The 25,221-nt window shown below is 63.6% G+C and carries 24 protein-coding genes; 13 read left to right on the top strand and 11 right to left on the bottom strand.

The window, feature by feature from the left end; all coding sequences use genetic code 11:
• Positions 1 to 128: 128 nt before the first annotated feature.
• Positions 129 to 2,117: a sensor histidine kinase gene (locus L1P09_RS22075; RefSeq protein WP_192441077.1), complete on the bottom strand. Its 1,989-nt coding sequence runs from the start codon at positions 2,115 to 2,117 to the stop codon at positions 129 to 131.
• Between the two features lie 265 nt (positions 2,118 to 2,382).
• Here L1P09_RS22075 and L1P09_RS22080 point away from each other — a divergent pair, with 265 nt between their 5' ends.
• From L1P09_RS22080 to lnt, 8 genes are all read left to right on the top strand, one after another.
• Positions 2,383 to 3,180, top strand: a complete 798-nt coding sequence (locus L1P09_RS22080) for a hydroxymethylpyrimidine/phosphomethylpyrimidine kinase (protein ID WP_235768119.1) — start codon at positions 2,383 to 2,385, stop codon at positions 3,178 to 3,180.
• 13 nt (positions 3,181 to 3,193) lie between these two features.
• The gene (gene thiE / locus L1P09_RS22085; RefSeq protein WP_054905919.1) at positions 3,194 to 3,817 is read left to right on the top strand and encodes a thiamine phosphate synthase; all 624 of its coding nucleotides are present in this window, start codon (positions 3,194 to 3,196) and stop codon (positions 3,815 to 3,817) included.
• 14 nt (positions 3,818 to 3,831) lie between these two features.
• The gene (hemL, locus tag L1P09_RS22090; RefSeq protein WP_009685400.1) at positions 3,832 to 5,115 is read left to right on the top strand and encodes a glutamate-1-semialdehyde 2,1-aminomutase; all 1,284 of its coding nucleotides are present in this window, start codon (positions 3,832 to 3,834) and stop codon (positions 5,113 to 5,115) included.
• A 195-nt stretch (positions 5,116 to 5,310) separates the two neighbouring features.
• Positions 5,311 to 5,856 (top strand): tetratricopeptide repeat protein, encoded by a 546-nt coding sequence (locus tag L1P09_RS22095; protein WP_029884758.1) that lies wholly within the window; start codon positions 5,311 to 5,313, stop codon positions 5,854 to 5,856.
• Positions 5,857 to 5,993: 137 nt separating this feature from the next.
• On the top strand, positions 5,994 to 6,992 hold the full coding sequence (locus L1P09_RS22100) for a PhoH family protein (RefSeq protein ID WP_009685398.1): 999 nt from the start codon (positions 5,994 to 5,996) through the stop codon (positions 6,990 to 6,992).
• Positions 6,985 to 7,458, top strand: a complete 474-nt coding sequence (ybeY, locus tag L1P09_RS22105) for an rRNA maturation RNase YbeY (RefSeq protein WP_125855116.1) — start codon at positions 6,985 to 6,987, stop codon at positions 7,456 to 7,458. The genes L1P09_RS22100 and ybeY overlap by 8 nt, the downstream gene beginning before the upstream one ends.
• 25 nt (positions 7,459 to 7,483) lie before the next feature.
• Positions 7,484 to 8,323, top strand: a complete 840-nt coding sequence (locus L1P09_RS22110) for an HlyC/CorC family transporter (protein ID WP_009685396.1) — start codon at positions 7,484 to 7,486, stop codon at positions 8,321 to 8,323.
• Positions 8,324 to 8,331: 8 nt separating this feature from the next.
• The gene (lnt, locus tag L1P09_RS22115; RefSeq protein WP_235768120.1) at positions 8,332 to 9,849 is read left to right on the top strand and encodes an apolipoprotein N-acyltransferase; all 1,518 of its coding nucleotides are present in this window, start codon (positions 8,332 to 8,334) and stop codon (positions 9,847 to 9,849) included.
• A gap of 152 nt (positions 9,850 to 10,001) precedes the next feature.
• Here lnt and L1P09_RS22120 read toward each other — a convergent pair whose 3' ends face one another.
• Entirely contained in the window at positions 10,002 to 10,763 is a 762-nt protein-coding gene (locus tag L1P09_RS22120; RefSeq protein WP_235768121.1) for a YdcF family protein, read from the bottom strand.
• A 135-nt stretch (positions 10,764 to 10,898) separates the two neighbouring features.
• Positions 10,899 to 11,213 carry a hypothetical protein gene (locus L1P09_RS22125; protein WP_009685393.1) on the bottom strand — a complete coding sequence of 105 codons (315 nt, stop codon included), beginning with the start codon at positions 11,211 to 11,213 and terminating at the stop codon, positions 10,899 to 10,901.
• A gap of 227 nt (positions 11,214 to 11,440) precedes the next feature.
• On the opposite strand from L1P09_RS22125, the gene leuS reads away from it, so the two are divergent.
• From leuS to L1P09_RS22150, 5 genes are all read left to right on the top strand, one after another.
• Positions 11,441 to 14,047, top strand: coding sequence for a leucine--tRNA ligase (leuS, locus tag L1P09_RS22130; RefSeq protein WP_235768122.1), 2,607 nt, complete (start codon positions 11,441 to 11,443; stop codon positions 14,045 to 14,047).
• 61 nt (positions 14,048 to 14,108) lie between these two features.
• A complete protein-coding gene (locus L1P09_RS22135) occupies positions 14,109 to 14,714 on the top strand; it encodes an LPS-assembly lipoprotein LptE (RefSeq protein ID WP_009685391.1) in 606 nt (201 codons plus the stop codon).
• Positions 14,715 to 14,753: 39 nt separating this feature from the next.
• Positions 14,754 to 15,791: a DNA polymerase III subunit delta gene (gene holA / locus L1P09_RS22140; RefSeq protein WP_054905912.1), complete on the top strand. Its 1,038-nt coding sequence runs from the start codon at positions 14,754 to 14,756 to the stop codon at positions 15,789 to 15,791.
• Between the two features lie 171 nt (positions 15,792 to 15,962).
• Positions 15,963 to 16,127 (top strand): alternative ribosome rescue factor ArfA, encoded by a 165-nt coding sequence (arfA, locus tag L1P09_RS22145; protein WP_009685838.1) that lies wholly within the window; start codon positions 15,963 to 15,965, stop codon positions 16,125 to 16,127.
• A gap of 60 nt (positions 16,128 to 16,187) precedes the next feature.
• Positions 16,188 to 17,504, top strand: a complete 1,317-nt coding sequence (locus L1P09_RS22150; protein ID WP_009685837.1) for a lytic murein transglycosylase — start codon at positions 16,188 to 16,190, stop codon at positions 17,502 to 17,504.
• A gap of 92 nt (positions 17,505 to 17,596) precedes the next feature.
• Here L1P09_RS22150 and L1P09_RS22155 read toward each other — a convergent pair whose 3' ends face one another.
• The 8 genes from L1P09_RS22155 to rodA form a co-directional block, all read right to left on the bottom strand.
• The gene (locus L1P09_RS22155; protein ID WP_232892750.1) at positions 17,597 to 18,535 is read right to left on the bottom strand and encodes a S66 peptidase family protein; all 939 of its coding nucleotides are present in this window, start codon (positions 18,533 to 18,535) and stop codon (positions 17,597 to 17,599) included.
• Positions 18,536 to 18,643: 108 nt separating this feature from the next.
• A complete protein-coding gene (lipA, locus tag L1P09_RS22160) occupies positions 18,644 to 19,660 on the bottom strand; it encodes a lipoyl synthase (protein WP_232892747.1) in 1,017 nt (338 codons plus the stop codon).
• Between the two features lie 2 nt (positions 19,661 to 19,662).
• Entirely contained in the window at positions 19,663 to 20,310 is a 648-nt protein-coding gene (lipB, locus tag L1P09_RS22165; RefSeq protein WP_009685833.1) for a lipoyl(octanoyl) transferase LipB, read from the bottom strand.
• Positions 20,310 to 20,585: a DUF493 domain-containing protein gene (locus tag L1P09_RS22170; protein WP_009685832.1), complete on the bottom strand. Its 276-nt coding sequence runs from the start codon at positions 20,583 to 20,585 to the stop codon at positions 20,310 to 20,312. Before L1P09_RS22170 ends, lipB begins: the two co-directional genes overlap by 1 nt.
• 70 nt (positions 20,586 to 20,655) lie before the next feature.
• Complete coding sequence (locus L1P09_RS22175; RefSeq protein ID WP_009685831.1) at positions 20,656 to 21,816, bottom strand: D-alanyl-D-alanine carboxypeptidase family protein; 1,161 nt, start codon at positions 21,814 to 21,816, stop codon at positions 20,656 to 20,658.
• 271 nt (positions 21,817 to 22,087) lie between these two features.
• Positions 22,088 to 23,089, bottom strand: coding sequence for a septal ring lytic transglycosylase RlpA family protein (locus tag L1P09_RS22180; protein WP_054906037.1), 1,002 nt, complete (start codon positions 23,087 to 23,089; stop codon positions 22,088 to 22,090).
• Positions 23,089 to 24,099, bottom strand: a complete 1,011-nt coding sequence (gene mltB / locus L1P09_RS22185) for a lytic murein transglycosylase B (protein ID WP_009685829.1) — start codon at positions 24,097 to 24,099, stop codon at positions 23,089 to 23,091. Before mltB ends, L1P09_RS22180 begins: the two co-directional genes overlap by 1 nt.
• Positions 24,100 to 24,116: 17 nt before the next feature.
• The gene (rodA, locus tag L1P09_RS22190; protein WP_235768977.1) at positions 24,117 to 25,220 is read right to left on the bottom strand and encodes a rod shape-determining protein RodA; all 1,104 of its coding nucleotides are present in this window, start codon (positions 25,218 to 25,220) and stop codon (positions 24,117 to 24,119) included.
• Position 25,221: the final 1 nt, after the last annotated feature.

Below are 25,221 nucleotides of genomic sequence, written 5' to 3' on the forward strand. Positions count from 1 at the left end.
GGGTAGGCTTGAAAAACCCAGTGAAGCACTGCCTGCGGGGTTGGCAAAGTGGCATTCGTGACTAAAGGTGTGGTGGTGGGGGCATGGGGTGTAGATGCAGCGCCTGCGAGATCGAGCGCCGCCCCCCCTCAAACCGAACGACGCTTCTGCAAGATACCCACCGGCACCTGCCCCTGCGAAACCGCCATATTCAAACTCAACTCAAACCGGCTCCCCAACCCGCGCGTCGACTCATGCGCCAACCGCGCCCCCAGCAACTCGCCCATCTGCCGGCAGATCGACAGCCCGATCCCCAACCCGCCATAGCGGCGGGTCATCGAGCCATCTACCTGGAAGAACCGCTGATACAACGTCGCCTGGTCCAGGTCATCGAAGCCGATACCGCTGTCGCTGACAGTGAAGGTCAGCGCCATGTCATCCGGCCCCACCCGGCGCCCGCGCACCTGGATCACCACGCCGCCCTGATGGGTGAACTTCAACCCGTTATCCACCAGGCATCCCAGGCAACGCGCCAGCTTGGGCCCGTCACCCAGTAACCCATCCGGCAAATCGGCCGGGATATCCAGGCTCAGGTACAGGCCCTTGGCCAATGCCTGGCCGGCATAACCGGCGCGCAGGCTCTGCAACAAAGTACGCAGGCTGAACGGCGCCGGCTGCGCCCGCAGGCGCCCCGCTTGCAGCTCGGACAGCGTAAGGATGGCATCGACCATGTCCATCATGCCTTGCGCCGAACCGACCGCTGTACGGTGGTACTGGGCCATCTCGCCTTCCATCGGCAAGGTATGCATCAACTCCAGCGAGCCAATCACCCCGTTCATCGGCGTGCGCAGTTCATGGGTCACACTGGCCAGAAATTCGTCCTTCAACCGGTTGCTCCTGGCCAACTGCAGATTCAGTTGTTCCAGCGTACGGCCGGTTTCACGCAAGACCTGCGCCTGCTGCTCGCGCAGGATGTTGATGCGGTCGGCCAGCGCCAGCGACAGCAGCGCCACCTCCAGTGCCGAACCCAGCTGGCTGGCATACATGGTGATGAACACGTTCGGCAGGTAGCCCAGCACCATCAGGGTGTTGACCAGGCCACCAAGCAGGAACGCCGTCCAGGCAATGATGAACCAACGCGCCAGGCGCAACCCGCGCCACCAGGCATACAGCCCGGCGCTGAACACGCTGACGGTGAACAGCAGCGCCAGCAGGGTGGCCATGCGCAGCGCCACCCCATAGGTCATGCTCACGGCCAGCACCATGACCGCCACGCCCCCCAGCATCAACAGCTGCAATAGCCGATCGAAGCCCCGGCTGATACTGCCAAGCTGAAGGAAGTGGCGGGCGAACTGGCAGGCGAACAGCGCGGCAGCACCGATGCTCAGCGGTGTCGCGGCATTCGCCCACCAGGGACTGTCTGGCCAGAAGTAGGCAACACCGGCGCCATTCACCGACACCTGGTAAAGGCCGAACGAGGCGATATAGAGGATGTAGTAGAGGTAGCTGACGTCGCGCACGCTGAGGTAGATGAACAGGTTGTACACCAGCATCACCAGCAGCACGCCATAAATCATGCCCAGCACATACAGGCGGGTCGGTTGCGCCTCGATGTAGGCCTCGGGGGCCCATAGCGCCAGCGGCGCCTGCACCGAGCCCTGGCTGTGCAGCCGCAGGTAAGCGGTAGTCACCTGGCCGGGCGGCAGCTGCAGTTCGAACAGATAATTGCTCTGGCGCACTTGCCGGCTGTCGTAGGGCAAGGCATCGCCGGTGCGCTGGGCCAGGCGGTAGCCGCCATTGCCATCGGCCAGGTACAGCTCCAGATGATCCAGGGGCGGGTAGGCCAGTTCCAGCAGCCACTGCCGGGGCGCAGCACCGGGCGCCGCAACCGGGCGCAACTCGACCTTGAGCCAGAACACCGAAGTGGAATAACCGGCGTTCAGCACCTCATCTGGGTGGGGGCGGAAGTATCTGGCGAAGTCCGGGGCGCTGACTTGGGCGATGCTGCTACTGCCATGCGGGTCCTCATAAACCTGCATGACCTTGCCCAGCGGCAGGTGCCGGGTAGCCTCGTCGAAATCGACTGCGCCGGCCAGCACGGGCAGCATCCCCAGAAGCACAATCAGCAAATAGCGCATACAGCCCCAGCCTGGTCTGTGCAGTCGCGTCGCGGTTGCCTCCCATCCGTTTGAGACGACGTGATCCAGCAGAGTCCGTTTGTCGAGTTATCCAAGCACTCTAGCATAGCTGTAACCGCTGGCAATCGGCCATGCCAAAACGCGAAAAAAGGCTTCTAAATCAATAGTTTGAGGGAGGACTCCAACCATAAGCTGACCATTCGATCAGTAAATCCGGCTTGTCGGACGATTCTCCCAAACAGGTTTGGTGGTAAGCTCGCCGACCATGAATACCTACAGCTCCCGCCCCGTTGTCCTCTGTCTCTCCGGCCACGACCCAAGTGGCGGCGCCGGCCTGCAGGCAGATATCGAAGCCCTGCTCGCCCAAGGCTGTCACGCTGCACCCGCCGTGACTGCCCTGACCGTGCAGGATACCGTCAATGTTTCCGACTTCCGGGTACTCGACCGCGAGTGGGTGCTGGCCCAGGCTAACGCCGTACTGGCCGACTCCACGGTTGCCGCGGTCAAGCTGGGCATGCTTGGCTCGATCGACATGGTCGACACCGTGGCCGAGCTGCTGGCCGCCCACCCGCACCTGCCGCTGGTCTGCGACCCGGTGCTGCGCGCCGGCGGCGGCGGCCGCCTGGGCAAGGATGAAGTAGGCTATGCCCTGCGCGAACGCCTGCTGCCGCTGGCGACCATCGCCACGCCAAACCTGCCTGAAGCGCGCATTCTCGCCGAACTGCCCGAGGGCAGCGCCGATGCGTGTGCCGAGAAGCTCTTGCCGTTCTGCAAGCACCTGCTGATTACCGGCGGGCACGGCGACGAAGACGAAATCCACAACCGCCTGTACACCCAGAACGGCCAGCGATATACCTGGACCTGCCAGCGCCTGCCAGGCAGCTACCACGGCTCGGGGTGCACCCTGGCCAGCGCCCTGGCCGGCCGCCTGGCCTTGGGCGAGCAGCTGGAAAGTGCCGTACGCAGCGCCCTTGACTACACCTGGCGCACCCTGCGTGACGCCGAGCAGTTGGGCAAAGGCCAGTACGTGCCGCGCCGCCTGCCCCTGGACTTCTGCGCTTGAAACGAGGCCTTCCATGAAGCTACGTGGCCTGTATGCCATTACCGACAGTCAACTGCTTGCCAGCCGTTTCCTGTCTTATGTCGAAGCGGCGCTGGAAGGCGGCGTGTGCCTGCTGCAATACCGCGACAAAAGCGACGACGCAGCGCGCCGGCTGCGTGAAGCCGAAGCGCTGATGAAGCTGTGCGAGCGCTATGGCACGCGGCTGCTGATCAACGACGACGCCGAACTGGCCGCGCGCCTGGGCGTCGGCGTGCACCTGGGCCAGACCGACGGCCCGCTGACCCCGGCCCGGGCCCTGCTCGGCCGCCAGGCGATCATCGGTTCCACCTGCCACGCCAGCCTCACGCTGGCCGCCCAGGCCGCCAAGGAAGGTGCCAGCTACGTGGCCTTCGGCCGCTTCTTCAACTCCGTGACCAAGCCCGGCGCGCCTGCCGCCAGTATCGAGCTGCTGGAGCAGGCTCGCGCCCAGGTCAAGCTGCCGATCGCGGTGATCGGCGGCATTACCCTCGACAACGCCGCCCCGCTGGTCGCCCATGGCGCCGACCTGCTGGCGGTGATCCACGGCCTGTTCGGTGCCGACAGCGCGCAGGAAGTTACCCGCCGCGCCCGCGCCTTCAACGCCTTGTTCGCATCCTGATTCGAGAGATTCCCATGTCCCGTTCCGAAGCCCTGTTCGCCCAAGCCCAGAAGCACATCCCCGGCGGCGTCAACTCGCCGGTCCGCGCTTTCAAGAGCGTTGGCGGTACGCCGCTGTTCTTCAAGCATGCCGAGGGCGCCTACGTCGTTGACGAGGACGACAAGCGCTATGTCGATTACGTCGGCTCCTGGGGCCCGATGATCCTCGGCCACGGCCACCCCGAGGTGCTGGAGTCGGTGCGCAGGCAGCTGCAGCACGGGCTGTCCTACGGTGCGCCAACGGCCATGGAAACCGAAATGGCCGACCTGGTCTGCTCGATCGTGCCGTCGATGGAAATGGTGCGCATGGTCAGCTCGGGCACCGAAGCCACCATGAGCGCCATCCGCCTGGCCCGTGGCTACACCGGCCGCGATGCCATCATCAAGTTCGAAGGCTGCTACCACGGTCACTCGGACAGCCTGCTGGTTAAAGCCGGCTCCGGCCTGCTGACCCAGGGCGTCCCCAGCTCGGCGGGCGTGCCAGCCGACTTCGCCAAGCACACCCTGACCCTGCCGTTCAACGACATCGCTGCCGTCGAGAAGACCCTGGCCGAAGTTGGCCAGACCGTGGCCTGCATCATTGTCGAGCCAGTGGCCGGCAACATGAACTGCGTGCCACCGGCCCCGGGCTTCCTTGAGGGGCTGCGCGAGCAGTGCGACAAGCATGGCGTGGTGCTGATCTTCGACGAAGTGATGACTGGCTTCCGCGTTTCCCTGGGTGGCGCCCAGGGCCATTACGGCATCACCCCGGACCTGTCCACCTTTGGCAAGATCGTCGGCGGCGGCATGCCGGTTGGCTGCTTCGGCGGCAAGCGTGAAATCATGGGCTGCATCGCCCCGCTGGGCCCGGTCTACCAGGCCGGCACGTTGTCGGGTAACCCGCTGGCCATGGCCGCCGGCCTGACCACCCTGAAGCTGATCAGCCGCCCCGGCTTCCACGCCGAGCTTACTGACTACACCAGCCGCATGCTCGACGGCCTGCAACAGCGCGCCGATGCCGCCGGGGTGCCGTTCGTCACCACCCAGGCCGGTGCCATGTTCGGCCTGTACTTCAGCGGTGCCGACGATATCGTCACCTTCGATGACGTGATGGCCAGCGATGCCGAGCGCTTCAAGCGCTTCTTCCACCTGATGCTCGACGGTGGCGTGTACCTGGCACCGAGCGCGTTCGAGGCAGGCTTCACCTCCATCGCCCATGGCGACAAGGAGTTGCAGATCACCCTGGATGCGGCTGAAAAGGCGTTTGCTGCCCTGAAGTGATGCTTTGCCTGTACCGGGATCTTCGCGGGCTCACCCGCAAAGAGGCCGGTACAGGCAACGATTATTCATGCACAATCAGCTGACTTCCCCAACCAAGCAGAAATTCGAGTAAAACTTTGTAAGGTTGGCGCTGCTTATCCCATAATGTGCCACCAGAGACATTGGCCGCAGCTTTGCAGAGGTAAGTCGATCCCCATGAACCGCACCGGCCGCGCCCTGACCCTGGGCTGCCTGTTGCTTCTTCAGCCCCTGCTGGCCCTGGCGGAGGGCGGTAACTCGTTGCTCATTCCGGCAACGGGGCGCTGCACCTTGAACGTTCAGCCTGAAGACCTGGCAAACGCCCTCAAGGCCTGCGAGCAGACCGCCAGCGCGGGGGACGCCCAGGCGCAGTTCGAACTGGGCGAGTACTACTACACGCAAACCCCCAAGAACCTGAACAAAGCCCTGGACTGGTTCCAGAAAGCCTCGCTGCAAGGCCAGGCCGATGCCCAGTATCGCCTGGGGGCCATGTTCTTCCATGGCGAAGGGGTCAAGGCCAACAATGTGCAGGCGTACATCCTGCTGAAAATGGCCGCGGTCAACGGTGCCGAAGACGCGCTGGACATGGCCGACGAAGTCACCGAGCAAATGCCTCGCGACGACCTGGAGCATGCCACCCAGGTGCTCGGCCAGATTTTCCGCAAATACCTGCTGGAACTGCAGAACGCCGAAGGGCGCACGCCGTTCTCACCGTTGCCCTGACCGCCAGTACGCCAGCATGGGTACACGCGCCTTGTGCAGGGCGAACATACCCTTGATCGTTTCAGTGCTTTCGCCACTGCCATTCAAGGGTTATTCTTGAGTTCAACTCCATTGCCGTCGAGCGGCTAAAAACGACCTTGAACGCACCCATAGAACCCCATCGTTTCATCCTCGAACCTTTCGAGGCCAACCGTTTCGCCAACTTGTGCGGCCAGTTCGACGAGCACCTGCGCCTGATCGAACAGCGCCTGGCCATCGAAATCCGCAACCGTGGCAATCAGTTCGAACTGATCGGCGAACCCAAGACAACCTCTGCGGCCGAACAGCTGCTGCGCCGTCTCTACCGTGAGACCAAGGCCACTGACCTGTCGCCGGAAACCGTGCACCTGTACCTGCAGGAGTCGGCCGTCGAGCACATCGACAACCCGGCCGTCAACGAAGTCAGCGTGTCGCTGCGCACCCGCAAGGGCAATATCCGCCCGCGCGGTCTGAACCAGCAGCGCTACGTCAAGGAAATCCTCGCCAACGACATCAACTTCGGCATCGGCCCGGCCGGTACCGGCAAGACGTACCTGGCAGTGGCCTGCGCCGTGGATGCACTGGAGCGCGAGCAGGTGCGCCGTATCCTGCTGGTACGCCCGGCGGTCGAGGCAGGTGAAAAGCTTGGCTTCCTGCCTGGCGACCTGGCGCAGAAGATCGACCCGTACCTGCGCCCGCTGTATGACGCCTTGTACGAAATGCTCGGCTTCGAGCACGTGGCCAAGCTGATCGAGCGCCAGGTCATCGAGATCGCCCCGCTGGCATACATGCGCGGCCGCACCCTGAACAACAGCTTCATCATCCTCGACGAAAGCCAGAACACCACGCTCGAGCAGATGAAGATGTTCCTGACCCGTATTGGCTTCGGCTCTACCGCGGTGATCACCGGCGACATCACCCAGGTCGACCTGCCTCGTGGCACCAAGTCGGGCCTGGCACACGTCATCGAAGTATTGCGGGACGTGCCGGGTATCAGTTTCACCCACTTCCAGCCCAAAGACGTGGTTCGTCATCCACTGGTGCAGCGTATCGTCGAAGCCTATGACCGCTTCGATGCCCGCCAGGCCAAGCCTGAGGCACCCGGCAAAGATGCTTGAACTCGACATTCAACGGGCCACCGATGCCGCTGCCCCGGGCGACGATGACTTCCGCCGTTGGTGTGAGCTGGCCTTGCGCCAGCGCAGCGCCGACTCGGAAATGACCATTCGCCTGGTCGACGAAGCCGAAGGCCGTGAGCTGAACCACACCTACCGGCACAAGGACTACGCGACCAACGTGCTGTCGTTCCCTGCCGATGTACCCGATGATCTGCTCGATATCCCGCTACTGGGCGACCTGGTCATCTGCGTGGCGGTGGTGGAGCGCGAAGCGGCCGAACAAGGCAAGGCGCTGAACGCGCATTGGGCCCACCTGGTCATCCACGGCTGCCTGCACCTGCTTGGCTACGACCACATCGACGATGAGGAAGCCGAGGAGATGGAAGGCCTGGAACGAGAATTGCTGGCAGAACTGGGTCACCCCGACCCCTATGCCGATGATGAAACCGACACCCTCACACACTGATACACGAAGGATCACGAGAACCGCCATGAGCGAAGATCGATCGAGCAACGGGCAGAAGTCCTGGCTGGGTAAACTGACCCAGGCTTTTGCCCATGAGCCGAAAAACCGCCAGGAGCTGCTGGAGCTGCTGCGCGAAGCCCATCAGAACAAACTGCTGGACAGCGAGGCGCTGACCATTGTCGAAGGCGCCATCCAGGTCGCCGACCTGCAGGTGCGCGACATCATGGTCCCGCGCTCGCAGATGATCAGCATCAAGGCCAGCCAGTCGCCGCGCGAATTCCTGCCGGCGGTGATCGACGCCGCGCACTCGCGCTACCCGGTGATCGGCGAAAGCCATGACGATGTGCTCGGGATCCTGCTCGCCAAAGACCTGCTGCCGCTCATACTCAAAGAGAACGGCGACAGCTTCAATATCAAGGACCTGCTGCGCCCGGCCACCTTCGTGCCCGAGTCCAAGCGCCTGAACGTGCTGTTGCGCGAGTTCCGTGCCAACCACAACCACATGGCCGTGGTCATCGACGAATATGGCGGCGTGGCCGGCCTGGTCACCATCGAGGATGTGCTGGAGCAGATCGTTGGCGATATCGAGGACGAGCACGATGTCGAGGAAGACAGCTACATCAAGCCGCTGCCCAGCGGTGACTTCCTGGTCAAGGCGCTGACCCCGATCGAAAACTTCAACGAGTTCTTCGACAGCGAGTTCTCCGATGACGAGTTCGACACCGTCGGCGGCCTGGTGATGAGTGCCTTTGGCCACCTGCCCAAGCGTAACGAAACCACCGAGATCGGCGCCTACAAGTTCCGTATTCTCAACGCCGACAGCCGGCGGATACACTTGCTGCGCCTGACCCCGATCAACCGTTAAGGACAAACATGCGTTGGATCACCCGCCCCGGCTGGCCCGGTAACCTGCTGGCCCTGGCGGCCGGCGCATCCACCCTCCTGGCCCTGGCACCGTTCGATATCTGGCCGCTGGCCTTGCTATCGATCGCCCTGCTCTACCTGGGCCTGCGCGAGCTCAGCCCGCGCCAGGCCATGTGGCGTGGCTGGTGGTTCGGGTTTGGCCTGTACGGCGCGGGCACCTGGTGGATCTACGTCAGCATGACCACCTACGGCGGCGCCTCGCCGTTGCTGGCGATCGTGCTGTTGTTGGCATTTTTTGCCGCCCTGGCATGGTTCTTCGCCCTGCCCACCTGGTTGTGGGCGCGCTGGTTGCGGCGCAACGAAGCGCCGCTGGCCGACGCCTTGTGTTTCGCCGCCCTGTGGCTGCTGCAGGAAGCTTTCCGCGGCTGGTTCCTGACCGGTTTTCCCTGGCTCTACGCCGGCTACAGCCAGCTCGACGGGCCGTTGGCAGGCCTTGCCCCGCTGGGTGGCGTATGGCTGGTTTCCTTCGCCCTGGCCCTCACTGCCGCCCTGCTGTGCAACCTGCACCGCCTGCGCGCGCGCCCTTCGTTCCTGGCCATTGCCGCGGTGCTGTTGCTGGCGCCCTGGGCCCTGGGCCTGGCACTCAAAGGCCATGCCTGGACCAAGCCGGCTGGCGACCCGCTGAAAGTGGCGGCCGTTCAGGGCAACGTCGAACAGGACCTGAAATGGGACCCGGCGCACATCGATGCACAACTGGCGCTGTACCGTGACCTGAGCTTCAGTTCCAAGCCAGTGGACCTGCTGGTGTGGCCCGAAACCGCAGTACCGGTGCTCAAGGACCAGGCCCAGGGCTACATCGATGTGATGGGCCGCTTTGCCGCCGAACGGCATTCGGCGCTGATCACCGGCGTACCGGTACGCGAAGAGGTGCACCACCAGCGCCGCTACTACAACGGTATCACGGTGGCCGGCGAAGGCGATGGCACCTACCTCAAGCAGAAACTGGTGCCGTTTGGCGAGTATGTGCCGCTGCAGGACATGCTGCGTGGCGCCATCGAGTTCTTCAACCTGCCCATGTCGGACTTTGCCCGCGGCCCGGAAGACCAGCCACTGCTGCAGGCCAAGGGTTACCAGATTGCCCCGTACATCTGCTACGAAGTGGTCTACCCGGAATTCGCTGCAGGGCTGGCAGCGCGTAGCGACCTGCTGCTGACCATCAGCAACGACACCTGGTTCGGCACCTCGATCGGCCCGCTGCAGCACCTGCAGATGGCGCAGATGCGTGCGTTGGAAGCCGGCCGCTGGATGATCCGCGCCACCAACAATGGTGTAACCGCGCTGATCGACCCGTTCGGCCGTATCACCACGCAGGTACCACAATTCCAGCAGGCGGTGATGTATGGCGAATTGGTGCCGATGCAGCAGCTCACGCCCTACCTGCAATGGCGTTCGTGGCCGCTGGCGATTGTCTGCGTGCTGCTGCTGGGCTGGGCATTGCTGGCCGGGCGCATAGCCAAAACTGTCTAACCGGCATTACACGGTCCCTGTAGGAGCGGCCTTGCGTCGCGATGGGCTGCAAAGCAGCCCCGGCAATCTTGAGATAGAGCTGAGATCCGGGGCTGCTGCGCAGCCCATCGCGACACAAGGCCGCTCCTACAAGAAACCGCGCAAACCTGAATTCAATAGAACACCCGGTACCCCACCAGCCCCACCACCTCATTAAACAACTGCCCGCTCTGCCACATCGCCCGGCCTTCCGGCAGCAACCCGCCGAACGGCCGCGCATGCTCGCGCCCAAGGAACCCCACCGGCGCCGGCACCACCTCGAACCCCGCCTGTTCAAAGCTCCAGCGCGAGCGCTGCATGTGCCAGGCCTGGGTGACCACCACCACACGGCGAATCCCCAGCGGCTGCAGCACCTTGGCCGACAGCTGGGCGTTCTCCCAGGTCGTGCGGCTGGCCTCTTCGCGCCACCTCACCTCGACCGCGAAATCCTCACGCAGGCGATCGGCCATCAACCGCGCCTCACTCGGCGGCGTGCCATAGTGCAGCCCGCCACTGGTCAGCACCGGCAAACCGGAGGCCTTGGCCAGCCGCGCAGCAAACCGCATGCGCTCCAGCGCCGTGGCCGTGGGCTGGTCACTGCCGCCCCAGGCCGGGTCACCACGTTCACGGCCCGCGCCCAGCACCACGATGGCGTCTGCCCGCCCTGCCAGGCCCGCCCAGTCGCCCACGGCCAGTGGCGGCTCGGTCTCCAGCACGCGGGCCGTTTCCTGCACCACCAGCGGCAAGCTCATCAGCCACAAGCCACCCAGCCCCACGCCAAAACACAGCGCCGCCAGCCGTGGCCGGCGCGCACGCCACCACCATGCGGCAAGCAGCAACAGGAACAAGATGCCCGGCGGCATCAGCCATTGTTTGATGAAAAATCGTATGGGCATCGGCCACACCTCCTTGGCAGGCGTGCAGCCTAAAAGGATCGGCACCGGTCAACAAGGTAGGGCCGGTGCCGATCGAAAGCTGTATGAATGATGAATGACCGTGGCGCGATGGCCTGCGCCGGGCGCCCTGAACGACTAGCGCTGGCGCAGCGTTCTGGAACTGGCCGCGGTGGCAGCGCGCTTCTGGTCCTTGAGCCAGATAATCTTGGCTGATGCCGGCTCCGCTTGTGGGTAACTGCCGACAGCAGCATTACGGCGCCCCGGAAGGGCTTCCAGGTAGGCCTTGATCACTTCGAACTCTGCGTGGCTGAGGCCACGCAACTCCAGCTCGGCTGGCATCTCGTCGCGCAATCGCACAGAGGTCCTGGCGCTTTCGAGTGCCAGGCCAAGCCGGTCGATCAGGCGCTCGTAAAGCTCCGGTCTGATTGCGGGTAGCTGCGTCTCTCCCATCCGTTCACCTCATTGAAGATAAGAATATCTCCCCCCACACCTGAGCTTAGCGTCGTTGCAAAAAGCAGCCGGGCGCAGCGACCAGCGGCCATTCGCAACGAAGGTTTCCCACGATACGCAGCGCTGCTGTATGCTACGGCGTTCACTCTAAATGACACCGGAGTGCCGGACGCAGCGAGGTTCCGCTGCCTGGAACAAGGTCTCTTCCCTCTCAGCAAAAAGTAGCCATGCACGAACAATACACGCCCCGTGATATCGAAGCCGCCGCCCAGAACTTCTGGGACGAGCAACAATCGTTCGCTGTTACCGAACAGCCAGGCAAGGACACCTACTACTGCCTGTCGATGTTCCCGTACCCGAGCGGCAAGCTACACATGGGCCACGTGCGCAACTACACCATCGGTGACGTGATTGCCCGCTACCAGCGCATGCTGGGCAAGAACGTGCTGCAGCCGATGGGCTGGGACGCTTTCGGCATGCCCGCGGAAAACGCGGCGATGAAGAACAACGTCGCCCCGGCCAAGTGGACGTACGAAAACATCGAGTACATGAAGACCCAGCTCAAGAGCCTGGGCCTGGCCATCGACTGGGCACGTGAAGTGACCACCTGCAAGCCTGACTACTACCGTTGGGAGCAGTGGCTGTTCACCCGCCTGTTCGAGAAAGGCATCATCTACCGCAAGAACGGGACCGTGAACTGGGACCCGGCAGACCAGACCGTACTGGCCAACGAGCAGGTCATCGACGGCCGCGGCTGGCGTTCCGGCGCGCTGATCGAAAAGCGCGAAATCCCGATGTACTACTTCCGCATCACCGACTACGCCGACGAGCTGCTGGAAAGCCTCGACGAACTGCCGGGCTGGCCTGAGCAGGTCAAGACCATGCAGCGCAACTGGATCGGCAAGTCACGCGGCATGGAAGTCCAGTTCCCCTACGACCAGGCCAGCATCGGCCACGCCGGCACGCTCAAGGTCTTCACCACCCGCCCCGACACGCTGATGGGTGCCACCTACGTCGCCGTCGCCGCCGAGCACCCGCTGGCCACCCAGGCTGCCCAGGGCAACCCGGCGCTGCAGGCGTTCATCGAAGAATGCAAGGCCGGCAGCGTTGCCGAAGCTGACATGGCCACCCAGGAGAAGAAGGGCATGGCCACTTCCCTGCTGGTGGAGCACCCGCTGACGGGCGAGAAGCTGCCGGTCTGGGTCGCCAACTACGTGCTCATGCACTACGGCGATGGCGCGGTAATGGCGGTGCCGGCTCACGACGAGCGCGACTTCGAGTTCGCCCGCAAGTACAACCTGCCGGTCAAGGCCGTAGTACGCACCAGTGCGGGCGATGAAGTCGGCAACGAGTGGCAGGACGCCTATGGCGAGCACGGCCAACTGATCAACTCCGCCGAGTTCGACGGCCTGGACTTTGCCGGCGCCTTCGACGCCATCGAAGCAGCCCTGATCCGCAAGGACCTGGGCAAATCGCGCACCCAGTTCCGCCTGCGCGACTGGGGTATCAGCCGCCAGCGCTACTGGGGCTGCCCGATCCCGATCATCCACTGCCCGTCCTGCGGCGACGTGCCCGTGCCAGAAGACCAGTTGCCGGTGACCCTGCCGGAGAACGTGGTGCCCGATGGTGCCGGCTCGCCACTGGCGCGCATGCCAGAATTCTACGAGTGCAGCTGCCCGAAATGCGGCGCTGCGGCCAAGCGCGAAACCGACACCATGGACACCTTCGTCGAGTCTTCCTGGTATTTCGCCCGCTACGCCTCGCCGAACTACGAAGGTGGCATGGTCGACCCGAAAGCAGCCAACCACTGGCTGCCGGTCGACCAGTACATCGGCGGTATCGAACACGCCATCCTGCACCTGCTGTATGCGCGCTTCTTCCACAAGCTGATGCGTGACGAAGGCCTGGCCACCTCGAACGAGCCGTTCAAGAACCTGCTGACCCAGGGTATGGTCGTGGCCGAAACCTACTACCGCGTTGCCAGCAACGGCGGCAAGGACTGGTTCAACCCGGCCGATGTCGAAATCGAACGCGATGCCAAGGCCAAGATCATTGGCGCACGCCTGAAGACCGACGGCCTGCCGGTGGAAATCGGCGGCACCGAGAAGATGTCCAAGTCGAAGAACAACGGCGTCGATCCCCAGTCGATGATCGACCAGTACGGCGCCGATACCTGCCGCCTGTTCATGATGTTCGCCTCGCCACCTGACGCGAGCCTGGAATGGTCCGACTCCGGCGTCGAAGGCGCCAGCCGCTTCCTGCGCCGCGTCTGGCGCCTGGCCCAGGCACACGTCGCCCAAGGCCTGCCGGGCAAGCTGGATGTCGCCGCCCTGGACGACGCACAGAAGGTCATTCGCCGCGCCATTCACGCCGCCATCAAGCAGGCCAGCACCGACGTCGGCCAGTTCCACAAATTCAACACCGCCATCGCCCAGGTGATGACCGTGATGAACGTGCTGGAAAAAGCCCCGCAAGCCACGGCGCAAGACCGTGCCTTGCTGCACGAAGGCCTGGAAGCCGTGACCCTGCTGCTGGCGCCGATCACCCCGCACATCTCCCACGAGCTGTGGAAGCAGTTGGGCCATGATCAGGCCGTGATCGACGCTGGCTGGCCAGCGGTCGACGAAGCCGCACTGGTGCAGGACACCGTCACCCTGGTGGTGCAGGTCAATGGCAAACTGCGTGGGCAGGTCGAAATGCCGGCCGCCGCCAGCCGCGAAGAAATCGAAGCCGCCGCGCGCAGCAACGAGAACGTCCTGCGCTTCATCGACGGCCTGGCCATTCGCAAGGTCATCGTGGTACCGGGCAAGCTGGTCAACATCGTCGCCAACTGATGGCAACGCCCGCCCGCAGCCACTGCGGGCGGGCGGAACAGGCCCACAAGGGAGCAACAACATGATCAAACGCAATTTGCTGGTAATTGGCCTGGCGGTCATGCTCAGCGCCTGCGGTTTCCAGCTGCGCGGTACTGGCACCAACGAGCTGAGCATCAAGGAAATGGACGTCAGTGCGCGTGACGCGTACGGGCCTACCGTGACCGAACTGCGCCAGGTGCTCAAGAACAGCGGCGTCAATGTGCACACCGGTGCGCCGTACCGCCTGGTATTGACCAACGAACAGCAGCGCGAGCGCTCGGCCAGCTACAACAGCGGTAACCGCACTGCCGAGTACGAGCTGACCACCCAGCTCAACTACAGCATCCAGGGCTTGAACAACCTTGAACTGCTGAGTGACAAGCTGGAAGTGCGCAAGGTGTATGTGCGCGATGCCTCGAACATCACCGGTTCCGAGCAGGAAGCTGCCCGTTCCCGCCTGGAAATGCGCCGTGACCTGGTCAACGCCATGGTCGTGCGCCTGCAGCAACTGACCCCGGCCCAGCTGGACGAGCTGCAGCAAAAAGCCGATCAGCGTGCCCAGGCTGAAGCGGCCGCCCTTGAGGCCGCACGCCGCCAGCAGGCGGAAACGCCGCAGCAGTCGCCCCTGGAAGTACCGGGCAACTAAGCCCGTGCGGGGTGCCTTCGGGTACCCCGCCTACTGCCCATGAAGCTCGCCCCCGCCCAACTCAACAAGCACCTGCAAGGCGCCTTGGCCCCGGTCTACGTGGTCAGCGGTGACGACCCGCTGCTGTGCCAGGAAGCCGCCGACGCCATCCGCCAAGCTGCGCGCCAGCAAGGTTTCGACGAGCGCCAGGTCTTCAGTGCCGACGCCAACTTCGACTGGGGCACCCTGCTCCAAGCCGGTGCCAGCCTGTCCCTGTTCGCCCAGCGGCGCCTGCTGGAACTTCGCCTGCCCTCGGGCAAGCCGGGTGACAAGGGCGCTGCAGCGCTGATGGAATACTGCGCCAACCCCGCCGAAGACACCCTGCTGCTGGTCAGCCTGCCCAAGCTCGACGGCAGCGCGCAGAAGACCAAGTGGGGCAAGGCCTTGATCGAAGGTGCCCACTGCCAGTTCATCCAGATCTGGCCGGTGGATGCGCACCAGCTGCCGCAATGGATCAACCAGCGCCTGCAGCAGGCCGGCCTGTCGGCGCAGCGTGACGCTGTCGACCTGATTGCCGCGCGCGTAGAAGGCAACCTGCTGGCTGCCGCGCAGGAAATCGAAAAGCTCAAGCTGTTGGCCGAAGGCAACCAGATCACCGTCGAAACCGTGCAGTCGGCTGTCGCTGACAGCGCCCGGTTCGACGTTTTCGGGCTGGTAGACGCCATTCTCAACGGTGAAGCTGCACATGCCCTGCGCATGCTCGAAGGCTTGCGCGGTGAGGGGGTCGAGCCCCCGGTGGTTCTCTGGGCGCTGGCGCGTGAGCTGCGCCAGCTCGCCGGGCTGGCCCAGCAATTCAGCCAGGGCGTGCCGCTGGACAAGGCGTTCAGCCAGGCGCGCCCACCGGTCTGGGATAAGCGCCGGCCGTTGGTCAGCAAGGCCCTGCAGCGCCTCTCGGCGCAGCGCTGGGCGCAACTGCTGCAGGATGCCCAGCGTATCGATGCGCAAATCAAGGGCCAGGCCGAGGGCTCGCCGTGGACGGGCCTGGCGCGGTTGTCATTGTTGATGGCGGGTCAGCGCCTGGCGCTACCCCCTCTATAACGGTCACAGGCCCTATCGCTGGCAAGCCAGCTCCCACATGGAGTCCGCAGGCCTTGAAGGTTGTGCTGAACCCGTGGGTGCTCCTGTGAACCATATACACAATCAATTGGCCCACATCGCCCCTGGGCCCTAAAGTGCGCCCCGAAACCCACCCACCACGGGCCCCCCGCCATGAGCAAAAAGCCGAAAAAGCACGGCCCCAACAAGGCCAAGTCGATCATTGCCCAACCGCTGTTCCGCTGCCGCCAGGAACAACCGGAAAAAGGCAAAGGCAGCTACCGCCGCGAAGCCTTCCAATCGAGAGATTGGGAGGCTTCCTACTTTTTGGCGGCATGAAAGCATCGCGGGCGCAGGCATGATATGGTCAGCACCTGACCTGCAATTCTGGATCTGTGCATGCTCTTCCGTCTTTCTCCCCGTTGGGAAACCCGCCAGCTGATCGCGGCCTCCAGCTTCATCCTGCTGGTTGCCTGCGCGGAAAAACCTACCGCCGCCGACGCGCTGCCGCTGGCCCCTGCGCAACCTGCGCCCGTGGTAACCGTGCCCGGTGCAACGCCAGACGCCAGCACTGAAATCCAGCCTTTGCAAACCTTCGCCCAGTGGCAAGCGGGTTTCCGCGAACAAGCCCTGCAAGCGGGTATTTCGCCCAGCATCTTCGACCGCGCCTTCCTCGGGGTTACCCCCGACATGGACGTGATCAAGGCCGACCGCAGCCAGCCTGAGTTCAGCCGCCCGGTGTGGGAATACCTCGAAGGCGCGCTGTCCCCTTTGCGCGTGCGCAATGGCAAGCGGTTGCTGGATCAGAACGCCGAACTGCTGACCCGCATCGAGCAACGCTATGGCGTTGACCGCCAGGTGCTGGTGGCGGTGTGGGGCATGGAGAGCAATTTCGGCCAGTTCCAGGGCAACAAGTCGGTAATCCGCTCGCTGGCGACCCTGGCCTATGAAGGCCGTCGCCCGCAGTTCGCCCAGGACCAGCTGATCGCCGCCCTGCAGATCATCCAGCATGGCGACATCCAGCCTGAGGCCATGCGTGGCTCGTGGGCTGGCGCCATGGGCCAGACCCAGTTCATCCCGACCACCTACAACACCCATGCCGTGGACTTTGACGGCGACGGCCGCCGCGACATCTGGAACAGCACCCCCGATGCCCTGGCCTCGACCGCGCACTACCTGCAAAGCTCGGGCTGGAAGCGTGGCCAACCGTGGGGCTTCGAGGTGCAGGTACCGCCAGGCTTCGATTTCTGGCAGGCCGATGGCGCGTTGCGCAGGCCGGTGAGCGAGTGGCTGGCAATGGGTGTGAAGCTGCCAACCGGCACCCAATTGCCAGCGGGCAGCAACCAGCTGTCTGCCGCGTTGCTGTTGCCAGCAGGCGCGCGTGGCCCGGCGTTCCTGGTACTGGATAACTTCCGCGCCATCCTCAAGTACAACAACTCATCGTCCTATGCACTGGCGGTGAGCCTGCTGGCCGACCGCTTCAGCGGCTGGGGCTTCATTGCCGGCAGCTGGCCGAAGGAAGACTTGCCGCTGAGCCGCAGCGAACGCGTGGAGTTGCAGAACCTGCTTAACGGCCGTGGGTATGATGCGGGCAATGCCGATGGCATTATCGGCGCCAACACCCGCAAGGCCATACGCAATGCCCAGCAAGGGCTGGGGTGGCCGGCGGATGGTTACCCGACCCATAAGCTGCTTGAGAGCCTGCGTAGCCAGTGAGATAGCTGGGGGTTGCGGTACGATGGTGTAACGCGATCCCTGTAGGAGCGGCCTTGTGTCGCGAAAGGGGCTGCAAAGCAGCCCCGGCTATCTCAAGCCTTGAACACATCCTGCTCCAACACCAAGCTCTGCTGAACACTGTCCAGCCGTACCCGAGCCCCCAGCGGCAAGCACACATTCGGGTCACAGTGCCCACTGCGCCACCCCGCCAGCACCGGCACACCCAAGGGCCCGAAAGTTTCCTCCAGCAGTGGCGCCAACGCCGCCGTGGTAATCCCGGCAAAATCCCCTACCAGCACGCCTTTCACGCCCGCCAGCTTGCCCGCCAGGCGCAACTGCGTCAGTAGCCGGTCTACCCGGTACAGCGGCTCATTGACGTCTTCGATAAACAGGATGCAGCCCTCTGTATCCAGCTCGGCCACGGTGCCAAGCGTCGCGCCCAGCATCGACAGGTTGCCACCCAGCAAACGCCCGCTGGCAACCCCCGGCATCACCGTGCTCATGGCATAGCCCGCTGGGTGGGCAATCTGCTCCCCTGCGCGCACATGCCCACCCAGCTGGGCCAGCAAAGACGACTCGGTCGGCGCCAGCTTGCCGCCGAGCAAGTCGGCATTGAGCATCCCCCCATGGAACGTGATCAGCCCGGCATGCCGATAAAGGGCCGTATGCAGCGCCGTGATATCGCTGTAGCCAATCAGCGGCTTGGGGTTGCGCCGTATCAGCTGGAAATCCAGCTGGTCGAGCAGGCGCATGCTGCCGTAACCGCCGCGCATGCACAGGATGGCGTCGATGCCCGGGTCGGCAAAGGCATCGTGCAGGTCCTGCAGCCGCTGCTGGTCCGGGCCTGCCAGGTAACCCTGAGCCTGCAGGGCACCTGGGTAAATGCGGCAACGGTAGCCACGATCAGCGAACCACTGGTTGACCTTGTGCGTATCCAGCCGCGCCGAGCCCGCCGGCGCGATGATAGCGAAGCAGGTGTCCTGCAAGATCGCCTTGGGCAAATGTACGGGAAGGGTATCGACACAATTCATCATGCAGCTCCAGGCATCTTGTCGCTTGTAGCTTATGGCTTGTCGCCGGCAAAAAAAATGCCGATGCTGCCCTTTCGGCAAGCATCGGCATTTGTGTTTCAGCCAGGCTCAGAGCTTGATCTTGGCTTCGTGCGCCTGCTGGTCGGCATGGTACGAAGAGCGCACCAGCGGGCCGGAAGCCACGTTCTTGAAGCCCAACTTGTAGCCTTCCTCGGCGAACCAGGCAAAGGTGTCGGGGTGCACGAAACGCTGCACCGGCAAGTGGCTGCGCGACGGTTGCAGGTACTGACCGAGGGTAAGCATGTCGATGTCATGCTCGCGCATGCGGTGCATCACTTCGATCACTTCTTCGTCGGTTTCACCCAGGCCCAGCATCAGGCCCGACTTGGTGGGTACATGCGGCACCAACTGCTTGAACTTCTGCAACAGGTCCAGCGACCAGTCGTAGTCAGAGCCCGGGCGCGCGGCCTTGTACAGGCGCGGCACGGTTTCGAGGTTGTGGTTGAACACATCCGGCGGCTCTTGCGCAGTGATTTCCAGTGCCACGTCCATACGCCCGCGGTAGTCCGGCACCAGGGTTTCCAGTTGCACGCCTGGCGACAGCGCGCGGATTTCGCGGATGCAGTCGGCAAAGTGCTGGGCACCACCGTCACGCAGGTCGTCGCGGTCTACCGAAGTGATCACCACGTACTTCAGGCGCAGGTCAGCGATGGCGACCGCCAGGTTTTTCGGCTCGTCCAGGTCCAGCGGCTTCGGCCGGCCGTGGCCTACGTCGCAGAACGGGCAACGACGGGTGCAGATGTCACCCATGATCATGAAGGTGGCGGTGCCGCCCGAGAAGCACTCACCCAGGTTCGGGCAGGAAGCTTCCTCGCACACGCTGTGCAGCTTGTGCTTGCGCAGCAGTTGCTTGATGCGGTCGACCTCCGGCGAGACTGGGATACGCACGCGAATCCAGTCGGGCTTTTTCGGCAACTCGTCGGTCGGGATGATTTTCACCGGGATGCGCGCCACCTTCTCGGCGCCACGCAGCTTGACCCCGGCTTCCACCTTCTTCGGCGCTGGGCGCGGGGTGGCATCCTGGGTAGGTGTCAGGTTGGGCACGGCTTCTTGCACAGTTGTCATATTCAGTCGATTCCGCCCGTGAGGGTCGTCTGCTCAGCGTAGTCGAGGTGCTTGACCAGCTGTCCGCGCAGCCTTGTCCTGACCTCGTCGAGTTCGATCGGGCCTGCCAGGTCACGTAGCTGGGTCATCGCCAGCCCCGCATAACCGCAGGGGTTGATTCGGCGGAATGGCGCAAGGTCCATGTCCACGTTCAGGGCAAGGCCGTGAAACGAACGGCCGTTGCGAATTCGCAGGCCGAGGGAGGCGATTTTCGCTCCATCGACATAGACGCCCGGCGCATCGGGCTTGGCTGAAGCCTGCACGCCATAGCTGGCCAGCAGGTCGATGAGGGTCTGCTCGATACGGCTGACCAGCTCACGTACACCAAAACCCAGCCGGCGTACATCCAGCAACAGGTAGGCCACCAACTGCCCGGGGCCATGGTAGGTCACCTGGCCGCCGCGGTCGGTCTGCACCACCGGGATGTCGCCCGGCACCAGCAGGTGCTCGGCCTTGCCGGCCTGGCCCTGGGTAAAGACCGCAGGGTGCTCGACCAGCCAGATTTCATCCTGGCTGGCCGGGCTGCGCTGCTCGGTGAAGCGCCGCATGGCCTCCAGCACCGGTTGGTAGGGCTGCAGGCCAAGCTCGCGAAAACCGAGGCAGGCGGGCATCAGAGCACCATTTTCACGATACCGGTAGCGCGCAGGGCGCTGTTGATATCGTGCAGCTGGTTCTCGCTTTCGGCAACGATGTGCAGTTGCACGGTGGTGTACTTGCCTTCCTTGCTCTGGCGTTCGGCCAGGGTGGAAAGGTCGACTTTGGCGTGCTTGCTGAGAATCTCGATAACCGTGTCCTTGAAGCCGACAACGGTGTCACCGATGACTTTGATCGGGTAATCGGCGCAAGGGAATTCGATCTTGTGCGACTTGACGTCTGGTTCGCTCATGGCGGAAACGGCCTCGTAAGCCGTGGCAACAACACCCCCGCGTGATGCGCGGGGGTGTGCAGGTCACGTATCAGTTGAACAACCCGTAGAAGAATAGACGGATGCTATCCCACATACGGCGGAAGAAACCACCTTCCTCGACGCCATCGAGGGCGATCAGGTCGGCGCTGTGAACCACTTTCTCGTCCAGTTTGACTTCCACTTTGCCGATCACGTCACCTTTGGCGATTGGCGCGGTGAGCTGCGGGTTCATGGTCATCGTGGCGACCAGGCGCTTGAGCTGGCCTTTAGGCATGGTCATGGTCAGGTCGTCGGCCAGGCCGGCCTTGACTTGGCCAGTGGCGCCCTTCCACACCGGCGCCTGGGTCAGCTCGGTGCCCTTCTGGTAGAAGGTCTGGGTTTCGAAGAAGCGGAAGCCGTAGGTCAGCAGCTTCTGGGTTTCGGCAGCACGCGCTTGTTCGCTGTTGGTGCCGAACACCACCGCGATCAGGCGCTGGCCATCGCGTACCGCCGAAGCCACCATGCAGTAGCCTGCTTCTTCGGTGTGGCCGGTTTTCAGGCCGTCGACGGTCTTGTCGCGCCACAGCAGCAGGTTGCGGTTAGGCTGCTTGATGTTGTTCCAGAAGAACTCTTTCTGCGAATAGATGGCGTAGTGCGCCGGGTCGACGTTGATGATCGCCCGGGCCAGTACCGCCATGTCATGGGCCGACGAGTAGTGGTCTGGGTTCGGCAGGCCAGTCGGGTTCATGAAGTGGCTGTTGGTCATGCCCAGGTCGGCCGCGGTCTTGTTCATCATGTCGGCGAAGGCATCTTCGCTGCCGGCGATGTGCTCGGACAGGGCGACCGAGGCATCGTTGCCGGACTGGATGATGATGCCGTGCAGCAAGTCGCTGACGGTGACCTGGCTGCCAACCTTGATGAACATGCGCGAACCGCCGGTACGCCAGGCGTTTTCACTGACGGTAACCGGGTCGTTCTCGCCGATCTGGCCACGGCGGATGTCCAGGGTGGCGATGTAGGCGGTCATCAGCTTGGTCAGGCTGGCTGGCGGCAGGCGCTCGTCACCGTTGTTTTCGACCAGCACGTTGCCGCTGGACGCGTCCATGAGTACGTAGGACTTGGCTGCCAGTTGCGGTGGTGCCGGTGTCATCTGCTCGGCCGCGAAGGCGGCAGGCGTGATCAGCAGCAGTACAGGCAGGCAAAGTCGTTTGGCAAGGTTGGTGATGTTCATCCGTCTCTCGAAAATCGCTAATGGTCTGATGTTCCCTGGGCAACATCATGCGCCCAGCGCCAGTCAGTCTAGTTTTATGGCCAGAGGCCTGGCCCGCTACAGTGCGGCTTTATGTCGCTGCGGGCAAAAGCCGACATTGTACATGGCCGAGCCCGGCAGTTCATGACAAAACCGACAGCAAGAGTTTCAAGCTGCAAGCCGAAAGACAAAGCGGGTGGGCGCAGGGTCTTCTTGCAGCTTGCAGCTTGCAGCCGGTTGCTTGTAGCTGAGCTCAGTCTGTGACCAGCTTGGCCTGCCCCAAGTTCGCCAGGCGGATGCTGTCCTGGGCTTGCTGGATCTCGCCCTGGCTGCCGATCGGCCCCAGCCGCACGCGGTGCAGGGTCTGCTGGTTACGCACGATCGAGCTGATGAACACCGGCGCGCTGACCATGGTGCTGAGCTTGGAGCGCAGCAATTCGGCGGCATCCGGGTTGGCGAAGGCACCCACCTGCAGGAAGCTGCCGCCATTGCCACCCGGGACGTTGTTGCCCCCTACCTGTACCGGCACCACCGGCGCAGCGTGCTGCTGCGGCGGCGGCGTCCATTGCTCGACCCGCCCGGTCGTGGCCGGCACCGCCTGGGTCTGGGCCACCTGGGGCTCCTTCAGCACCATCGGTGGCGTCTGGCCACGCTGGGCCCACCATTGTTGCGGGTCGATGCCCTCGACACGCACGTGTGCGGTGCCGATTTCGGCATAGCCGAGCTTTTTCGCTGCGGCATAGGACAGGTCGATGATGCGGTCGGAATAGAACGGGCCACGGTCATTGACCCGCAGAATCACGCTACGGCCGTTGGCCAGGTTGGTCACGCGCACATAGGCCGGCAGCGGCAAGGTCTTGTGCGCGGCACTCATGCCGTACAGGTCGTACAGCTCACCATTGGCGGTGTTCTGCCCGTGAAACTTGGTGCCGTACCAGGACGCGGTACCCTCGGCGCGGTAGTTGCGCGAGTCCTGCATGGGGTAGTAGGTCTTGCCCAGCACCGTGTAGGGGTTGGCCTTGTAGTTACCGGTGTGCACGGTCGGCGTGGCGTCGGGGATCTTGTTCACATCCACGTCCCACCACGGCGCGCCATCCTTGTGTGCCCGGTTGATATCCAGGCCCGGCTGGCTGCGTACCACGTTGCCGCTGCTTTTTTGCGGGGCCGGGCGGTTGGAAGAGCAACTGGCCAGCACCAGGCCAACGGCGAGGCAGGTGAGCAGCTTGAAAGAGTGTGCAGAGATGATTGCGCGCATTACTTGACGCCCCGTACTTGAACCAGCTGTTCCGCGAGCTGATGCACCGCCATGGCATACATCACGCTGCGGTTGTAGCGAGTGATCGCGTAGAAGTTCTTCAGCCCCATCCAGTACTCGGGGCCATTGTCGCCTTCGAGCCGGAAGGCCGTAACCGGCAGATCATCGCGCAGCGAATCATGAACCGACCAGCCAAGCGCGCGCAACTCCCCCGCGGTCTTGACCGGCTCGATACCGGTGGTCAGGCCTTCGTCGGCGCGCGCACCTTCTACCCAGGCGCGGCTGACCACGCCTTCGCCGGCTACCCAGCCGTGGCGCTTGAAGTAGTTGGCCACGCTGCCAATGGCATCGTCCGGGTTGTTCCAGATGTTGATGTGGCCGTCACCGTCGAAGTCCACCGCGTAGTTGCGAAAACTGCTCGGCATGAACTGTGGAAGGCCCATGGCACCGGCGTAGGAGCCTTTGAGGGTCAACGGGTCCAGCTGCTCGTCGCGCGCCAGCAGCAGGAACTCGCGCAGCTCCTTGCGGAAGAACTCGGCGCGCGGCGGGTAGTCGAAGCCCAGCGTCGACAGGGCATCGATCACCCGGTAGTTGCCGGTGTTGCGGCCGAAGAAGGTTTCGACCCCAATGATCGCGACGATGTATTGCGCGGGTACCCCGTATTCCTGCTCGGCGCGCGCCAGCACCGCCTCGTGCTGGCGCCAGAAATCCACCCCACGGGCAATGCGCGCATCGGTGATGAACATCGGCCGGTAGTCCTTCCACGGCTTTACCCGCTCGGCAGGGCGCGAGATGGCATCCAGAATCGACTGCTTGCGCTGCACCTCACGGAACACCCCCATCAGCTGCTCCGGGGCAAAACCGTAGTCTCGGCTCATTTCGCCCACCAGCTCGGCCACCTGTGGCGAACCCTCATAGTCGCCGGCATGGGCCAGCTGTACAGCGCCGAACAGGCCCACCGCGCCGACCCACGGCGCACAACGGGCAGCCCAGTTACGCACTGCTTGCATCAAATTGTTCACCTTTTTCAAACCTGTGCGATCCATTTTCGGTGCGTATGGATCGACATGAGAACGCCAAACGCTGACAGCAGCGTTACCAAGGATGTTCCGCCATAGCTGATAAAGGGCAGCGGCACGCCCACTACGGGCAGCAGGCCGCTGACCATGCCGATATTGACGAATACGTAGACAAAGAAGGTCATGGTCAGGCTACCCGCCAGCAGCTTGCCGAACAGGGTCTGGGCCTGGGCGGTAATCATCAGGCCACGGCCGATCAGCAGCAGGTAGACGATCAGCAGCAGGCAGATACCGACCAGGCCGAACTCCTCGCCGAGCACGGCGATGATGAAGTCGGTATGGCTTTCCGGAAGGAAGTCCAGGTGCGACTGGGTGCCGAGCAGCCAGCCTTTGCCGAACACCCCGCCCGAACCGATTGCCGCCTTGGACTGGATGATGTTCCAGCCGGTGCCCAGCGGGTCGCTTTCCGGGTCGAGGAAGGTCAGTACCCGCTGCTTCTGGTAGTCGTGCATGACAAAGAGCCACATCGCCACCGCCACCGGCACCGCCGCTGCCAGTACGCTGAGGATCCAGCGCCAGCGCAGGCCACCCATGAACAGCACGAAGGCGCCCGATGCCAGGATCAGCAGTGCGGTGCCCAGGTCGGGCTGGCGCACGATCAGAATGAATGGCACGCCGATCAGCACCAGGCTGATGGCCACGTGCTTCAGGTGCGGCGGCAAGGTGCGCTTGGACAGGTACCAGGCAATGGTCGCCGGCATGATGATCTTCATGAATTCCGAGGGCTGGAAGCGGATCACCCCCGGGATGTTGATCCAGCGCGTGGCGCCCATGGCGTTATGGCCCATCACGTCCACCACCACCAGCAGCAGCACCCCGGTGAGGTAGGCCAGCGGCACCCAGCGGGCCATGAAGCGCGGCTCCAGCTGGGCGATGACGAACATCGACACCAGACCGATGCCGAACGAGGTCGCCTGCTTGAGCAGCAGGTCCCAGTTCTTGCCGCTGGCCGAATACAGCACGAACAGGCTGCCGGCGGCGAGGGTCAGTAGAATGATCAGCAAAGGGCCGTCGACATGAATGCGCTGCAGGAAGCTGGCGCGCCGACGCATC

This window comes from Pseudomonas juntendi (assembly GCF_021560075.1).
Classification (GTDB): domain Bacteria; phylum Pseudomonadota; class Gammaproteobacteria; order Pseudomonadales; family Pseudomonadaceae; genus Aquipseudomonas; species Aquipseudomonas juntendi.

What these genes read in the sequence shown, in the direction of transcription:
- L1P09_RS22075 (WP_192441077.1), bottom strand. Translation starts at nt 2,117, where the DNA reads ATGCGCTATTTGCTGATTGTGCTTCTGGGGATGCTGCCCGTGCTGGCC.
- L1P09_RS22080 (WP_235768119.1), top strand. Translation starts at nt 2,383, where the DNA reads ATGAATACCTACAGCTCCCGCCCCGTTGTCCTCTGTCTCTCCGGCCAC.
- thiE (WP_054905919.1), top strand. Translation starts at nt 3,194, where the DNA reads ATGAAGCTACGTGGCCTGTATGCCATTACCGACAGTCAACTGCTTGCC.
- hemL (WP_009685400.1), top strand. Translation starts at nt 3,832, where the DNA reads ATGTCCCGTTCCGAAGCCCTGTTCGCCCAAGCCCAGAAGCACATCCCC.
- L1P09_RS22095 (WP_029884758.1), top strand. Translation starts at nt 5,311, where the DNA reads ATGAACCGCACCGGCCGCGCCCTGACCCTGGGCTGCCTGTTGCTTCTT.
- ybeY (WP_125855116.1), top strand. Translation starts at nt 6,985, where the DNA reads ATGCTTGAACTCGACATTCAACGGGCCACCGATGCCGCTGCCCCGGGC.
- L1P09_RS22110 (WP_009685396.1), top strand. Translation starts at nt 7,484, where the DNA reads ATGAGCGAAGATCGATCGAGCAACGGGCAGAAGTCCTGGCTGGGTAAA.
- lnt (WP_235768120.1), top strand. Translation starts at nt 8,332, where the DNA reads ATGCGTTGGATCACCCGCCCCGGCTGGCCCGGTAACCTGCTGGCCCTG.
- L1P09_RS22120 (WP_235768121.1), bottom strand. Translation starts at nt 10,763, where the DNA reads ATGCCCATACGATTTTTCATCAAACAATGGCTGATGCCGCCGGGCATC.
- L1P09_RS22125 (WP_009685393.1), bottom strand. Translation starts at nt 11,213, where the DNA reads ATGGGAGAGACGCAGCTACCCGCAATCAGACCGGAGCTTTACGAGCGC.
- leuS (WP_235768122.1), top strand. Translation starts at nt 11,441, where the DNA reads ATGCACGAACAATACACGCCCCGTGATATCGAAGCCGCCGCCCAGAAC.
- L1P09_RS22135 (WP_009685391.1), top strand. Translation starts at nt 14,109, where the DNA reads ATGATCAAACGCAATTTGCTGGTAATTGGCCTGGCGGTCATGCTCAGC.
- holA (WP_054905912.1), top strand. Translation starts at nt 14,754, where the DNA reads ATGAAGCTCGCCCCCGCCCAACTCAACAAGCACCTGCAAGGCGCCTTG.
- arfA (WP_009685838.1), top strand. Translation starts at nt 15,963, where the DNA reads ATGAGCAAAAAGCCGAAAAAGCACGGCCCCAACAAGGCCAAGTCGATC.
- L1P09_RS22150 (WP_009685837.1), top strand. Translation starts at nt 16,188, where the DNA reads ATGCTCTTCCGTCTTTCTCCCCGTTGGGAAACCCGCCAGCTGATCGCG.
- L1P09_RS22155 (WP_232892750.1), bottom strand. Translation starts at nt 18,535, where the DNA reads ATGAATTGTGTCGATACCCTTCCCGTACATTTGCCCAAGGCGATCTTG.
- lipA (WP_232892747.1), bottom strand. Translation starts at nt 19,660, where the DNA reads ATGACAACTGTGCAAGAAGCCGTGCCCAACCTGACACCTACCCAGGAT.
- lipB (WP_009685833.1), bottom strand. Translation starts at nt 20,310, where the DNA reads ATGCCCGCCTGCCTCGGTTTTCGCGAGCTTGGCCTGCAGCCCTACCAA.
- L1P09_RS22170 (WP_009685832.1), bottom strand. Translation starts at nt 20,585, where the DNA reads ATGAGCGAACCAGACGTCAAGTCGCACAAGATCGAATTCCCTTGCGCC.
- L1P09_RS22175 (WP_009685831.1), bottom strand. Translation starts at nt 21,816, where the DNA reads ATGAACATCACCAACCTTGCCAAACGACTTTGCCTGCCTGTACTGCTG.
- L1P09_RS22180 (WP_054906037.1), bottom strand. Translation starts at nt 23,089, where the DNA reads ATGCGCGCAATCATCTCTGCACACTCTTTCAAGCTGCTCACCTGCCTC.
- mltB (WP_009685829.1), bottom strand. Translation starts at nt 24,099, where the DNA reads ATGCAAGCAGTGCGTAACTGGGCTGCCCGTTGTGCGCCGTGGGTCGGC.
- rodA (WP_235768977.1), bottom strand. Translation starts at nt 25,220, where the DNA reads ATGCGTCGGCGCGCCAGCTTCCTGCAGCGCATTCATGTCGACGGCCCT.